The organism is Alcanivorax nanhaiticus (assembly GCF_000756665.1).
Lineage (GTDB): Bacteria > Pseudomonadota > Gammaproteobacteria > Pseudomonadales > Alcanivoracaceae > Alcanivorax > Alcanivorax nanhaiticus.
In genome coordinates, this window is the sequence record NZ_ARXV01000010.1 from 1 (window position 1) to 14,637 (window position 14,637).

Below are 14,637 nucleotides of genomic sequence, written 5' to 3' on the forward strand. Positions count from 1 at the left end.
TTAAGTCGAACGAATCGACTTAATTTAATTCGACATAATTATTTTTGGTTTTTCGAACTCAGCGACAAAAACTTCCCCACCAACAATCACTTAACCCGAAATTGAGAACTTATCCCATCCGGCAAAACACGAATGGTTCGACATAGTGCCGGTACGATCGTACCGCCCCGCCGATTTTCCCTTTCAATAAAACCACTCTATATCAATCATTTAGCATTTTCTGTAAGCCATATCCTACAAACATTCCGTCCCATCTGTTGAGCACGGGCCGGGTCCATGGACGAAGTCACCGCTTGTGGCTGGGCTGAGCCTCGTTTGCAAGCGCCCTCCCGATGATGACCTTGGCCATTGGAAGCACCGAATCGAGAAACGCTTTTCCTCAGTGATCGCTGTGAACTCTGTGGTAAAGCTGCTTTTGCCGTATTGCGTGATGCCTGCCGCGCCCAGCAGCCGTTGCGCGGCCCATAAAAAAGCCCGGACAGCTTTCACTGTCCGGGCCTGAATCAGCTGCAATACAGCTCTCCCACCTTATAGTTGTTGTAGCGCTTACCGGTCTTCGTATCGCTGGTGCTTGAAGAAGATACCTGTGTCACCGAACTGGGACAGGGTGAATTCGGAATCGGTCACCAGCTCACCAATCTTCACCGCGCTGTTACGACGCTCACGGGCGTAACGCTCGGTGACCCAGGGCCAGATGGAGGTTCTGATGCTCTGGGTGGTGCCATAGATATCGTAGACCTTGGTACCCGCCGGGATGGCAGTGAGGTCGTCACGGAAATCATGGGCACCAGTGCTGGTGTTGTTTTTCAGGGTGCTGTTGGGCACGAAGTAGATCTGCGACGGGGTCTTGGGGCTACCCACGGCGGAACCATCCTGCTTCACCTTGGCCATATCGCTCATGACAAGCAGGGTTGGTTTGGTGGAGACCAGCGAGAACAGGGTGGTTGTCCCCAGGGTCTCGTTCACTTCTGCCTGAACATAGTTGGACAGTTCGTTGGCGAAGATGTTGTGGTTGCTGCCCTGTCCGCTGAGGGTGTACAGCGCAGACACGTTCTCGGAACGCTTGCCGTCCACGAACAACTTCAGCGCCAGGCCCGGAGCAAAGCCACGATCTGACGGATCACCGGTGACCGAGAGACGCAGCAGGCCGTGATCAGCACCCTGGAACAGGCCAGTGAAATCATGCCCGGCGCTGGGCACAAACTTCACTTTTGCCAGCGCACCACGGGGGTGGATCGGTTTGCTGTAACCAGGAGGCGCCACGTCGGTGACATCCTGGACTTTTTTCCACAGCACCGAGTTGATCAGGCCGCCGATGTCGATGGGTTCGATGGCTGGCACTTCGCTGTCTGCATAGCTGGTACGCAGGGCTCCGTTCACCCACAGGTGGTTTTGCTTGGTCTGTGCATCCCAGTCCTGATATTCCTCAGGCATGTTCAGGCCCCAGGGTTTAAAGGCGTTATCCATGCCGACCAGGCTGGTGGCCAGGCTCGGGAAGTGGCGACGGATCACGTCAACCATGGTGTTGTCTTCTACCCAGTCGATCCCTTCTGCGGTGTACACCTCGTCGGTGTAATCCGTGGTGAAGAAACGGTCGGTCATCAGGCGACGGGATGCGTTGAGGATGAAGATCTGGAAGGAGGTTTCACCGAAACCGAAGCCTTCCGGACGGGTCTCTTCGCCCAGCTGGCCCACCAGGGTATCCACCAGTTCGATGTCGTTGTTGTACAGCGCTTTCAGGTCCGCCAGCAGCTGCGGATCACTGGTCAGCTGCTCGAAGCTGGTGAGCGGCTTGAGGCCGATCTGACGACGGAATTCGTTGTAACGAGGTACGCCGCGCTCACGGTCACGCAGGATATCGATGGCGGCCATGTCGATGTCGCCAATCAGCGGCATGGACAGGTTACGCAGGAAGTCCGGATAGTTGTTCAGGGTCAGGGCACCCGGATGGGTAATACCAAAGGAGTACCACAGGCGATCCTGGCCGATATCGCCGAGCAGATCTTCTGCATCGCCGTTACGGGTGTCTTCCAGCGCAATTTCTTCATCCACTACGTTGGAACCGATGTCATACACTTTGATCTCGTCGCGCAGCAACGGGTGCATACGGTAAACGGAGACAAATTCTTCGGTCAGGGTGTAGGGCACGTTGTAGTTATTCGGGGTACGTGAACCCACCAGGCCTGCCAGCGCATGCTCCAGGGAACCGGTGGGGCTATCGCCCAGACCGTTGTCGATGCCGACCAGATCCAGCAGGCCACCGATCTGACCCAGGTTGTTGTTCAGGTTGTCCAGATCATCCTGATACTTGTCACGCTTGTCGCGATCACCACCCAGACCCCACCAGTTGGCGTACATGGCACGCTCCAGTACCGGGTTGGCCAGAATCGCCGGGGTCCACTCCACAGTGTGGATCTTGGCCATCAGCGCGGAGTTGATCAGGCGCGCCTTGTCGAAGTACCACTGATCGCTCTGGCCCGGGTAGTTGGCGACCAGCATGTCGGCAATGGCGTTGTGCTCCTGGGTGAAGATGTGGTGCAGCATGCTCAGCCCCACCCACCAGTTTTCATTGAAACCGGTGACCGGCTTGCCGCTGAAGAACTCGGTGGGCAGACGGCCGTCGCCATCCACTTTCAGTTTGCCGTCCACGAAGGAACGTACTTCGTCGTTCTTTTCCTTGCTGCTGCCATACAGCTGCGAGCCATCCCACCAGTGGGTGTTGATGTTTTCGTAGGTGATGATGCCTTCATCGCCACTCACGTCCGGGTCCGGACGGGTACGCTGTACCGACATGGTGCCGCCACCCAGCACATCGCCCGCCGGCAGCGGGAATTCAATAGGGTTGGCATCGGTGCGGGGGCCGTGATCGAACCAGTCGTGGACCATGAACTGGATCCAGCTGGTGGCAATGAAGTTGAGGGTGGTGGCGGGCTTGAAATCCCCCCCACGGGACATGATCAGGTTACTGACTTCACGCGGGTTCGGGTTAAGCAAGTTGCCACTGTTGGATTCGGCGTAAACAGAAGCCGGGTCCACATTGCGACCGAAGTTAACGTGCACGGAACCCTCTGCGGGGTTTTCCTGAATGTTACAGGTGCCGTCTTCCATACGGGCAGTCAGGCTGCGTTCGTCACAGACGATATCGGCATTTTTTTCCTGCCAGTTTTCGGTGTCGAACATGTTGTTTTCGAGCAGTTCCTGACGCTCTGCAGCCAGCACCAGCAGTGCGACCATCACGCCGAGGGAACCAAACTTCGTCAGGGCGGGCCAGGTGACCCAGGGGGACGTAGCCATGGGGTGTCTCCGTCGTTGTTATTCTTGGGGTGAATGTTGATAACGACGGGACTCTAGCAACCGCCCCACCCCCTCCACCCCCTCCGTTGGGAGGGGGTGGGTAGGGGGAGGACAAAATCGCGAACCGGTTCAAGGTTTGGAAGGGAAGCTACCAGCTATGAGCTTCGAGCCACGAGACGCGAATTGGGTTTGCTGTATCTCGAAAGCCGTGCCCGCGATCACACATTCGCGCGCGGGCACAGCTTTCAAGAAACATAGACATTCCTCGCGCCTCGTAGCTAGAAGCTCGTAGCTCACAGCTCCCCTTTATCTCGACGACGCACGGAGCACGGCTTCCGTGCGGCTGGAGACGCCCAGCTTGCTGTAGATATTCTTCAGGTGCCACTTGGTGGTGGTGACCGAGACGCCAGTGTGCTCGCTGATTTTCGCGTTGCTCAGGCCATTTTGCAGCAATTCGAAGATCTCGAATTCCTTCGGGGTCAGTACGGAGGCCGGATCGACCTCCAGCGGCGGCTGATCAGGCTCTTCATCAAACACGCCCGAGAACAGCTGGGTATAAAACTGGGGCAGATTGAGCACACCACGCCGCCATAAATCGCTCATGAGTCCACCCAGGCCGGGCGCCTCATCAAACACCGAGCGATTGATGTTCATCAAGCCATGTCGACTGATCAGGGTTTCGATGCCGCGCACCTGTTCGGCATCACTGGACTGCTTGCCAGCAAGGACGAGAAGATTCGCCTCCATGATGGAACCCCGGTTGCGAATGCCTGCACGATTCACCACGTCGCGCAGCAGAGAGAGAGCTTTCTTAGCGTCATCACTGCGACCGGATGCCATCAACCAGTAAACCGCCGCCAGGCCACGGCGCTCCCAACTCTGGCTATACGGCACGTCGTCCGCTTCCAGGTATGTCTCCACCCATTCACTCAGCGCGAAGCGTTCGGCAATGCTTTCCAGCCGCGCCCATTCACCGTTTACATAGGCCTGACGCACCATTTCCATTACCGCGCCATTCACGAACCGCTCGTAATTCCCCAGCTGCAGAATACTGTGCAGCTTTTCCAGCATACGCGTGGAATTCTTGCGGCTGCCCTGGTGATGCTGCAAGCGTGACAGGGTGAGATAAACCGTGGAGATCACCTCTGTGGCGGATGCGGATGACACTACGGGCAGCAGGTCTTCGCACAATTGCCGGGCTTCCTCGAGACGATTCTGGTCATACAAGACCACCACCATTCCTGTCGCCCACAGCGACCAGGTCGGACAGTCCCTGCGAGAGGCCTCGAACTGTTCTGTGATCAAGGTGACGGCTTCGGCAATGTGTCCCAGCTGATGGTTGGCAAGGGCGGTGATCAGGCCGGCATAACCCGCCGTGAAGTGATGCCCAAGCTGTAACAGCACCTCCCGCGCCTGGGTAGAAAACGCCAGCGCCGACTGCAAACGCCCATGCTGCAGGTGATAATACGCCACCATGGCAAGTGAAAACGCACGCACGTCACGATGGCTGCTGGTTTCCATTAGCAGGGAAAGGTTAGCCCCTTCCATGAAATCCGTATCGTGCTGGAAAAGCTGCAAGTGCAGCTCCAGAAACTTCAGGGTCTGCTGCTCATCCTCATTCTTCTGCGAAGCGGTCGAGGCCTGCTCCCGGTAGGCATCAAGATAAAAGCGCGCCCGGTAAAAGCGCCGCGACAACGTCAACGTGCTGATCAGCGGTGCGGCCAGATCGATTCTCGCCAGAAACTCCTCATCGGGTATTTGTTCAGCCCATTCCAGAATCTGACTGGCATAACCCTCTCGCAACCAGTAATCAAACGCCCGCGCCAGAGCATCCAGCAACAGATCCACATCATCTGCCCGATAGGCATGCCATAGCGCCTGCTCGAAATCCCCTTGCTGCAAAAAATAATCGGTGGCGCGACGGTGGATCGGCGCCACACACTCAGGCATATCAATCGCTACTCGCGCCTGAAGGAACTCACGCAGCAAGGCATGGTAGCGATACCATCCCGGCCGCCCCTGCACCGGGATAATGAACAGTTCCCGGCGGGACAGCTCTTCCATCAAGGCGGCGGAGTGGGTGGTCTCCAGCACTGCATCGCCGATTTCCGCATTGAAGTGATCCAGCAGGCTACTTTCCAGAAACAGCTTGCGAGCGTAGTCCGGCAGTCCTTTGAGCACCGCGTGACCAAAATACTCCATGATTTCCGGCTGGCTGGCATTGAAATCCCGCAGCGTGCCCACACCGGAGCCCATGGCCCCCATCAGGGCGATCTTCACCCCGGCCACCCAGCCTTCGGTGATGGCCATCAAGTGCTCCAGCGCGCTGTCTTCCAGGGGCTCGCCGCCAAGGCGCTGGTTCAGCTCGATCACCTCATCACGATTCACTTTCAGGGCACCGCCATCCAGCTCAAGCAAGGCATCACTCAAACGCAACGCTGCCAGACTCAAGGCTGGCCGGGTACGGCTGGCAATCAGCAGGTGCACATCACTGGGCGGATAGGCACACATCACATCCAGTACTTTCAGGGTTTCTTCATTACGAATGTGCTGAAAGTCATCGAACACGATATAGAGAGGATCAGGCACCTGTTCCAGCGCATCCTGCAGTGCTTCTGCGATGGAAGAAGGCGGCATCTCGGAGACATCGAAGGGCATGAACCAGGAGGTATCAAAGGCAGGTACCACCGCACGCGTCTGCTCGGCAAAGCGTCGCAGGAAACGCACAGGATCATCGTCGGAGGGCTGGATCGCCATGAACACAACCTGAGGCACATCCACTTGTTCACGCCACTGATTGAGCAGGGTGGACTTACCCGACCCCGCTGGCGCCAGCAGCAGCGTCAAGGGAAACTGGCCACATTCATTGAGCCTTGCCACCAGATCCTGACGGTAAAACTGGCCGGATAGCAGGCGTGTCGTCCTTACCGAACTCATAAGCTCCCTGCCTGGAGTCAGTTGTTTGTTATTGTTATCGGCGCATCGTGGCGCGCACGGTGTGTGCACAACTTAATCGATACGATAGTGCCATTCGTTGCACAAGGTCACAATCTCCCTTTCGATGTTTCCTTTTGCTCTGCGGAGCAAAACCAGGCGAACACCGGCCCCACGACAACAGCACCATGCAGGTACGACGTCCCGTTTTTATGTTTCATGGCTACTGCCCGTTGATCCAGGAACAGAAAAGGTTCATCGCGGGTTAGCGGGCAGGCAGGCTCCAGACGCCTGGAGTCGGACCTGGGACGTCAACTCCAAAACCCACTCTCTTTTGGGCGCGACCGCGACACAGGACTTCAATCGTATCTGGGCGCATCGCGGCGGAACCGCCGCTCCCACAAAACAGTACCCACGCCGGGGATCCCCCTCCTATTCCGCGATGAACCACAAACAAAAAAGGCGGCCAATGGCCGCCTTCGTTGTGAGCGTACTTTCCTTACGGGATCGGCAGGTAACCGCCGTCGACTTCCTTGGTCACGATGGCCACCGCGTTGTGGGCGTGGAGGCTTTCCAGATGATTCACACGCAGCCAGAAGTCCTTGTAGCAAGGCTGCGGATCAATGGCCTGCTTGAGGCGGCGAGCCGCATCTTCACAGAACATCAGGTTCTGGCCGTTCAGCAGGGCAAACTCCTGCTCATCGACACGCTTCACGGCGGTCTGCACCGGGGTTTTCAGCGCACCTTCAATGGAATCGATCAGGGCAGTGATTGGGAACGCATCACCTTCGGTATGATCCAGCAGCACACGCACCTGAGCCACAGAGCGCTGGCTGTGAGGAGTGGCCACGATGCCTTCCTCTGTACCCAGCCACTCGAACACGGCCTCGGCATCCACCTTGCCTTCCTTGAAGTCCTTGCGGAACTGCTCCTGGATCAGCTGGCGGGAGAGCGCAGCCGAACAGGGGCAAGTAGAGGAATAAGGCACCTCAACATACATTTCAATGCGCATACCCTCTTCGCACAGGGTGCCCTTGATGCTCACCGGGTAGCTCTTCCAACCGGAATAGCTGCTCTTGAGCGCCGGGCGACGCATGGAGTATTCGAAGTCCAGCTGGACAAAGCCACGGGTGCTGAGCCCCTCGTGGGTTTCCAGGAAATTACGCAGCAGCTGCTCAATGGAGCCTGCGCTCACGGAGTGATCCCCGAAGGTTTCTTCCAGCATCAGGAACAGGCGAGACATATGGATACCCTTGGCATCCGGGTTCGCCAGGTTCACATAGGCCTGGATGGAGGTGCTCACCGGGCGCTCACCGGCCAGGGTGTCGCTCACCCGGGCAGGCAGATGGATCTCGCTCATGCCCACCCAGTCCAGGGTGCTATGGATATGATCCACCATGGAGTTGGATGCCACATCCGGCATCTGCTTGGTGCCAGCGGCACCCTTTTCACGTGTCATGGGTTTCTCCACAGGGGCGATGAATTCATTTCCAGACCGGGGGATTGCCGGCGGAAATCACGCCCCCACTCAATGGGGGTCATCGCCCTTTCCTTCAAGGGGGGGCAAGTCTAGCAGAAAGTCACCAGTAAAATGACCATTTAGCACCCCGCTGAGCGGCTATCGCCACAACAGCAAGGGGCTATCAGTCGGGAACTACCGGATCATTGTCGCTTCCCACCAAAACACGGAAGCGTTCAAGATCACGTAAAGGTCGGAACATCTCTTCCACCCGGGCGTGGCGTACCAGGGTCTCGGAAGCCTGGATAGCGGCCTCCAGATCCTGCAGGGCGTTATCAATCTCACCCAACCCCGCCCAGGCACAAGCCCGCTGGTAAAGCGCGTGGGAGTTCTCTTCATCCACTTCCAGCACCCGGTCACAAAGACTCAACGCCCAACGCTGCTCGCCCAGCTCCAGGGCCGCATCGGCCTTCCAGGCCAGTGCCTCAGCATCATCCGGGCGCAGCTCAAGAATCCGGTCATACATTTCGATTTTGGCCTGGGCACTGGGCTCCTTGGTGCTCTTGAGCCACAGGCTATGAATCTCGTTGGTACGCTCAATTTCTTCCTGGTTCTCCGCAATCGTCCGCGATTTCTTACGCAGCTCTCGCTCCAGATCTGCCAGGCGGGCTTCATATTCGCTGGTCAGGCGCGCCATTTCCTTCTCTGCATACACCCTGACATTGTCTTTCAGGTCCCGAATCGTAGACCAGCCAACCAGCGCCAGAATCGAAGCGGCACCGGCGATCAGGTAAAAGAAGTAGGTCACCGTATTGGTGGCATAACCCATGGCCTTGTCTGCCACTTCCAGCTCTCTGTCTGTGACCAGCAAGTTCATCTGGTTGCGGTACTCCATCATGTCCTGCCGCAACAATCTCAGTTCGCTGAGGATCCAGTTCTCCCGGAACTGGGAAATAACCGGCCCTTTCTCAATCTCACTTTGAGCCTCTGGACGCGAAGCCGCATCCGCTGCTGGCTCTGCGCCACCCTCCGCAGCGGCCACACTACCGGCCAGCACCATGAATAGGCTTAGCAAACTGAAACGCAGACTCCTGAACAATGGTTCACCCTCCTGATTGATTTACCGCCCACTAATGGTCGCACCCTATTGGGGATCACTCCACCGTGCAGGCGAACAGAGTGCCCTTTAAAGGGGCAATTCAGCATTACTTTGACATCTAAATGTTTTACCACTAAGATATGCCCCACATTTTAGCAAGGAAATTCAAGGCATTGCCTTAATTAAACCGAAAAATGCCGTTTACACCTCAAAACGCATTGAGGAGAAACCATGTCCATTTTTCGTCACATTACTTTGTTATCAAGAGAATTAGCGGCAATGGCCAGACACGAAGACGTGCTGATTTCATTACGACAGATTATTCGCGCCACCGACCTCTACTCACGCAAGTTGAGCAAGGTGTCAGGACTCACCTCTCCCCAGCTGCTGATCATGCAAGCCATTGGGGCCAAGGGTGAGATCACCATGGGTGATCTGGCCAACGAGGTGTCTCTGAGTCAGGCCACCGTTACCACTATTCTCGACCGCCTTGAGAAGCGCCACCTGATCGAACGCAAACGCGGCGAATCCGACAAACGTCGGGTCTATGCCACGCTGACTCCGGACGGGTCAGGCATCATCGAACAGGCACCGACGCCTCTCCAGGAAGAATTCATCGACCGTTTCGACCGTCTTGAAGACTGGGAGCAATCATTGATTCTCAGCTCCCTGCAACGGGTCGCCGCGATGATGAATGCCGAAGAAATCGATGCATCGCCAATGCTGGATCTGGGAGCCATTGATCGCGCCCAGCCCGCTGTTGAACTGTCCCAGCGAACCAGCAGCCGCGAGCAATAAACTTTCTAAGCAAACTGTTAGTGAGACCATGCCTGCAGACAACGATGTAAAGAACACTTCGTCCCAAACGGACAACATTGTGTTTCGCAAACCCGAAAGCCAGGACGGTAGCCGGGTTCACACACTGATCAGCGAGTGCAAGCCACTGGATGAGAACTCCGTGTACTGCAACCTGCTGCAATGCACCCACTTCGCCGACACCTCAGTGGCGGCCGAAATGGATGGCGATCTGGTCGGCTTTATTTCCGGCTACATCCCTCCCAAACAGCAAAACGTGCTGTTTGTCTGGCAGGTAGCGGTACACGAAAAAGCCCGCGGCAAGGGTCTGGCCAAGCGCATGCTGGCCGAGCTGCTGCAGCGGGAAGAAAGTGCCGACGTGCAATTCATCGAAACCACTATTACCCCGGACAATGAAGCATCCTGGGGAATGTTCCGCAGCTTCGCTTACCAGCGCAGCATGCCGACGGAAGAGTTCATTCTGTTCGATTCGCGCATTCATTTTGCCGGCGAACACAATGATGAGTATTTGCTGCGGATTGGCCCTTTCAACCGCGACGAAGCCTGAACGAATTCAAGCGAGGATATTGATCATGAGCACCATGGATACCGACATTTTTGAAAGCCACGAATCGGAAGTCATGAGCTATGCCCGTAGCTTCCCGGTTGTTTTCGACCAGGCCAAGGGCAGCTACCTGTACGACGAGACCGGCAAGGAATACATCGATTTCCTGGCCGGTGCCGGCACCCTGAACTACGGGCACAACAACCCGATCCTGAAAGAAAAGCTGCTGGAATACATCCAGGGCGATGGCATCGTGCACGGTCTGGACATGCACACCAAAGCCAAGCGCGAGTTTATGGATACTTTCTATGAAGTGATCCTCAAGCCCCGCGACATGGATCACGTGATGCAGTTCACCGGCCCCACCGGCACCAATGCTGTGGAAGCAGCACTGAAGATTGCCCGCGTGATCAAGGGTCGTGAGAACGTGATCAGCTTCACCAATGGCTTCCACGGCGTAAGCCTGGGCGCACTTGCCACCACCGGTAATAGTCATCACCGTGGCGTGGCCGGGGTTACCCTGGGCGGCGTAACGCCCATGCCGTACGACGGATACCTGGGCGATGCCTTTGATACCACTGAATACCTGGACAAGGTGCTGGGAGATTCTTCCAGTGGTGTTGATCACCCTGCTGCCGTGATCGTGGAAACCGTACAGGGCGAAGGTGGTATCAATGCCGCCAGCTTTGAGTGGCTGCGTAACCTGGAAAAGGTTTGCCGCAAGCATGACATGCTGTTGATTCTGGATGACATCCAGGCCGGCTGTGGTCGTACCGGCAGCTTCTTCAGCTTTGATGACATCGGCATCCAGCCGGACATCATTACCCTGTCCAAGTCACTGAGTGGCTACGGTTTGCCGTTTGCCATGGTGCTGATGAAACCAGAACTGGACCAGTGGAAACCGGGCGAGCATAACGGCACCTTCCGGGGCCACAACCTGGCGTTCGTTACTGCTGCAGCGGCACTGAACCACTACTGGCGCGATGATGTATTCGCCAAGGAAGTGCAGAAGAAAGCCGGCATCATCACCGAGCGGTTCCGTGAGATCGCCAACACCTACGATTCGCACTGGTTCTACCTGAACGGTCGCGGGATGATGCAGGGCCTGGTAGCCCGTGATGGTGAACTGGCCGGCGAAATCACCAAGGCGTGTTTCAAGCGTCAGCTGGTGATCGAAACCTCCGGTGCTGACGATCAGGTGATCAAGACCCTGTGTCCGCTGACCATCAGTGAAGAAGACCTGACCCGCGCGCTGGACATCATCAAGGAAAGCGTCAGCGAAGTGATGACCGACCGCATCAAGCGCGGCGAAGCCCACTCCGTATCCAGCCTGGCAGGTTAATTCCTCCAGGCTCCGGAACGACTCATACAGCCGCCCAGCCGGGCGGCTGTTTTATCACCCACCCTGGAGAATGAATCCATGATCGTTCGTACTCTGGCGGAAGCCGAAAATTCAGAGCGCTGCGTCAAAGCCGAAAACGGCAACTGGCAGTCTGTTCGTCTGTCTCTGAAAGATGACAAGATGGGGCACTCTTTCAACATCACCACCATCTTCAAGGGCACCAAGACCCACATCCATTACAAGAATCACTGGGAATCCGTTTACGTGATTTCCGGCAACGGCAAGATCGAAACCATTGCCGACGGCAAGGTTTATGACCTGAAGCCCGGCACCATCTACCTGCTCGACGAGCACGACGAGCACTGGCTGTATGGTGGTGATGAAGACATGGTTGTGGCTTGCGCCTTCACACCGCCCCTTAGCGGTAAAGAAGTGCACGACGAAAACGGCGTATACCCCGCGGATCTGGATTGATTACAGATACGCCCAAGCGGTAAGCCAAAAGAAAAGGACGCTTCGGCGTCCTTTTTTTATGCGTCACCGCACTTTAGCGGGAGCAGTGGTTTGCCACACGTCTACAACCGGACGTCTGACACGTGGCAGCCGGCGTTCGGCCGCGAAAGATCGATGCCTCGGCATCGCGACGGAACCGTCGCTCCCACAGTGGGACCACCGGGTCGAAAGGCTCAGGGTTTTGCCTTTCGAAACTCGCGACTCGAAACTCGAAACTTGCCCCTTCAATCCGGATCGCAATGCAGGCACAGGCTGCAAAAAAGGGACGCCGAAGCGCCCCTGCTATTTCTTGTCGCGTGTTGCGATCTCTTAAAACGCATACTTCGCGGTAAACTGCAGGCGTTTCAAATCACCGTCATCGCCACTCTCAATTTCCCGATCCGCATAAATGAACTCACCACCCAGAGACAGCGGTTTGGCCACCTGCCAGATCAGGTTGGCATGGGCGCTCTGAATTGTCTTGTTGGTGGTCGTGGCAACCGTATCCGGGTTGTCCGCTTCGCTGACGGACAAGGCAATATTGCTCCGCCACTGGTCATTCCAGTGATGACGCAACGCCAACACCGCACTCCACTGGTCAATCAAATCAATACTGCCGTCCGCCTCAATCTGGCCTGCACGGAACGCATTCAGCGTGGTGTAACGGCCCATGGCGTTGCCGTAGTTGGCCTGGAATCGCACATCATCCTTGCCCAGCATCCACTTGCCCGCCAGGGACACAGCGTAACCGTATTCACTTTCATCCTGATCTACACCGCCGATGGTGTCCTGATAGGCAATTTCACGCCCCATGGCGGAAAGACTCACATTGCCCCAGTCGCCAGTGAAGTTATAACGGGCGACCAAATCGGGCATGGCATTATCATCATAGGGATTGGTACCTGAGCCGCCGTAGAGGGTGGTGGATGGGTTCTCCATAGCCAGCATCAAACCACCATTGGTATACCGGATCTGCTGCTGACGTTCGAACACGGTTCCTGCTGCACCCACAAAGTCGAGCGTCTCAGGCAAGGCGCTGACGTTAAAAAAGGTGGACCAGGTCTGACCAAAGAGCCACTTGTCCCACGTCAGATAGGCATGACGCAAACGAACGGCATAGCTGTTGCTGATGCGCTCATCGCCAAGACCGTTGGTTTGAAAATCCACTTCGATGTGGCCGCCAATTTCTCCGGCATCGGTCTGGGTTTTACTTTTCAGCCAGAAACGGCTCTGTTTGGCATTGAAGTCCACTTCTTCAGAGCTGGCCTCACCGCCAACCGGAATAGTGCTGGGGACCATGAAATCGCGACCAATGGAACCCGGTGCCAGCTCACCATCACTGTACTTGCTCACCATGGTGTCGGCCTTGATAAAACCGCCAACGCTTAGCTGGGTATTTCCCACCTGAGCCTGCCCCGCTGCGGGCTGATCGGCTGCTTTCTGTTCGAGCATCTCCACGCGCTCTTCCAATGTCGCCGCGCCGACCGTACCGGCACAGGCCAGTGCGATACTGGCACACAGGTATTTAGGAGTTATTGCTTTCATGGCCCTGTCCTCTTGTTGTCATCCGGATGCAAGAAATAACTGACTCCGAATAGCAGCTTGCGAGGAGCAAGAGTTGTTCTCCATTAGCCATAGGTCGAAGCCCCGAACCCTGCATTCAAGCCCTACGACCAAAGTCTAATTGGGATTTTTACGATCGCCTTTCACACTGTTCACGCCTCAACGTGAACACCGACAATGTCCAGGGAATGGACCGATCAGCACCCTTTTCCTTTCCCGGTTTCTCAAATGAAACGGTGACAGTGCCGGTCTGGTTTGCTGAAGGGATTCTGTTGTTATTTTGTCAAAACCCTTCCCCCGGGCCGCCATTCCAAGCGGCCTTTTTTTTGGCACAAGGCAAAGCTCGCCATAAAGGCTGTACAGAACAAAAAAAACTCGCTAAAACAATCTAATGACAAATATTCTGATCGCAGATGACCACCCACTCTTTCGCACTGCTCTCAAACAAGCGGTAAGCGCCAGCTTTAGTGATGCCCGGATCCACGAGGCAGATTCACTGGCCGCACTGGAGTCGCTGGGACAGCAATCTGTGCCTTTTGATGTCATCCTGCTGGATTTGCACATGCCTGGCACCCACGGGTTCTCTGGTTTGATTTACCTGCGCGAGCAATATCGCAAGGTGCCGCTGATCGTAATCTCTGCCACTGAAGATGTTGACGTGATACAGCGGGCGATTCACTTTGGTGCCGATGGATTCATTCCCAAATCCACCCCTGTGGACACCATGACCAGTGCCATGAAGCAGGTCATGGATGGCGAACGCTGGCTACCTGAGCATGCCCGTCGTGCCATGCCTCCCACCCTTCCTGACCTGTCCGCCATGAGCGAACGCATTGCCAGCCTCACGCCGCAACAATTCCGGGTCATGGGAATGCTAATGGAAGGGATGCAGAACAAGATCATCGCTTACGAACTGGATGTATCCGAAGCCACCATCAAGGCCCACATGACCGCCATCTTCCGCAAACTAGGCGTACGCAACCGCACCCAGGCAGTGCTGGCACTCAAGGATTTGGCGATTGAGCAACCTTCGGTAGGCAGTGAATAGTTAACAGTGAACAGTTAATAGTTGCGCGTGCAGCGCATAAGATTTT

At 56.2% G+C, this 14,637-nt stretch carries 10 protein-coding genes; 5 read left to right on the forward strand and 5 right to left on the reverse strand.

The window, feature by feature from the left end; translation table 11 throughout:
- Positions 1-546: 546 nt before the first annotated feature.
- The 4 genes from Y5S_RS12430 to Y5S_RS12445 form a co-directional block, all read right to left on the reverse strand.
- The gene (locus Y5S_RS12430; RefSeq protein ID WP_035233415.1) at positions 547-3,294 is read right to left on the reverse strand and encodes a peroxidase family protein; all 2,748 of its coding nucleotides are present in this window, start codon (positions 3,292-3,294) and stop codon (positions 547-549) included.
- A gap of 306 nt (positions 3,295-3,600) precedes the next feature.
- A complete protein-coding gene (locus tag Y5S_RS12435) occupies positions 3,601-6,231 on the reverse strand; it encodes a LuxR C-terminal-related transcriptional regulator (RefSeq protein ID WP_035233417.1) in 2,631 nt (876 codons plus the stop codon).
- A 496-nt stretch (positions 6,232-6,727) separates the two neighbouring features.
- The gene (folE2, locus tag Y5S_RS12440) at positions 6,728-7,687 is read right to left on the reverse strand and encodes a GTP cyclohydrolase FolE2 (RefSeq protein ID WP_197055142.1); all 960 of its coding nucleotides are present in this window, start codon (positions 7,685-7,687) and stop codon (positions 6,728-6,730) included.
- 184 nt (positions 7,688-7,871) lie between these two features.
- Positions 7,872-8,762: a tetratricopeptide repeat protein gene (locus Y5S_RS12445; RefSeq protein WP_231552683.1), complete on the reverse strand. Its 891-nt coding sequence runs from the start codon at positions 8,760-8,762 to the stop codon at positions 7,872-7,874.
- A 303-nt stretch (positions 8,763-9,065) separates the two neighbouring features.
- Here Y5S_RS12445 and Y5S_RS12450 point away from each other — a divergent pair, with 303 nt between their 5' ends.
- The 4 genes from Y5S_RS12450 to Y5S_RS12465 all read left to right on the forward strand — a co-directional run bounded on the left by Y5S_RS12450 (position 9,066) and on the right by Y5S_RS12465 (position 11,962).
- A complete protein-coding gene (locus Y5S_RS12450; RefSeq protein ID WP_035233422.1) occupies positions 9,066-9,584 on the forward strand; it encodes a MarR family winged helix-turn-helix transcriptional regulator in 519 nt (172 codons plus the stop codon).
- A gap of 28 nt (positions 9,585-9,612) precedes the next feature.
- Entirely contained in the window at positions 9,613-10,149 is a 537-nt protein-coding gene (ectA, locus tag Y5S_RS12455; protein WP_081939761.1) for a diaminobutyrate acetyltransferase, read from the forward strand.
- A gap of 34 nt (positions 10,150-10,183) precedes the next feature.
- Entirely contained in the window at positions 10,184-11,488 is a 1,305-nt protein-coding gene (ectB, locus tag Y5S_RS12460; protein WP_035233516.1) for a diaminobutyrate--2-oxoglutarate transaminase, read from the forward strand.
- A 78-nt stretch (positions 11,489-11,566) separates the two neighbouring features.
- Positions 11,567-11,962, forward strand: coding sequence for an ectoine synthase (locus Y5S_RS12465; protein ID WP_035233423.1), 396 nt, complete (start codon positions 11,567-11,569; stop codon positions 11,960-11,962).
- A gap of 348 nt (positions 11,963-12,310) precedes the next feature.
- Here the strand turns inward: Y5S_RS12465 and Y5S_RS12470 are convergent, their stop codons facing one another.
- On the reverse strand, positions 12,311-13,525 hold the full coding sequence (locus Y5S_RS12470) for a DcaP family trimeric outer membrane transporter (protein ID WP_035233424.1): 1,215 nt from the start codon (positions 13,523-13,525) through the stop codon (positions 12,311-12,313).
- Positions 13,526-13,934: 409 nt separating this feature from the next.
- On the opposite strand from Y5S_RS12470, the gene Y5S_RS12475 reads away from it, so the two are divergent.
- On the forward strand, positions 13,935-14,591 hold the full coding sequence (locus Y5S_RS12475; RefSeq protein WP_035233425.1) for a response regulator: 657 nt from the start codon (positions 13,935-13,937) through the stop codon (positions 14,589-14,591).
- Positions 14,592-14,637: the final 46 nt, after the last annotated feature.

Coding starts and splice junctions, on each gene's coding strand:
- Y5S_RS12430 (WP_035233415.1), bottom strand. CDS start 3,294: ATGGCTACGTCCCCCTGGGTCACCTGGCCCGCCCTGACGAAGTTTGGT.
- Y5S_RS12435 (WP_035233417.1), bottom strand. CDS start 6,231: ATGAGTTCGGTAAGGACGACACGCCTGCTATCCGGCCAGTTTTACCGT.
- folE2 (WP_197055142.1), bottom strand. CDS start 7,687: ATGACACGTGAAAAGGGTGCCGCTGGCACCAAGCAGATGCCGGATGTG.
- Y5S_RS12450 (WP_035233422.1), top strand. CDS start 9,066: ATGGCCAGACACGAAGACGTGCTGATTTCATTACGACAGATTATTCGC.
- ectA (WP_081939761.1), top strand. CDS start 9,613: ATGCCTGCAGACAACGATGTAAAGAACACTTCGTCCCAAACGGACAAC.
- ectB (WP_035233516.1), top strand. CDS start 10,184: ATGGATACCGACATTTTTGAAAGCCACGAATCGGAAGTCATGAGCTAT.
- Y5S_RS12465 (WP_035233423.1), top strand. CDS start 11,567: ATGATCGTTCGTACTCTGGCGGAAGCCGAAAATTCAGAGCGCTGCGTC.
- Y5S_RS12470 (WP_035233424.1), bottom strand. CDS start 13,525: ATGAAAGCAATAACTCCTAAATACCTGTGTGCCAGTATCGCACTGGCC.
- Y5S_RS12475 (WP_035233425.1), top strand. CDS start 13,935: ATGACAAATATTCTGATCGCAGATGACCACCCACTCTTTCGCACTGCT.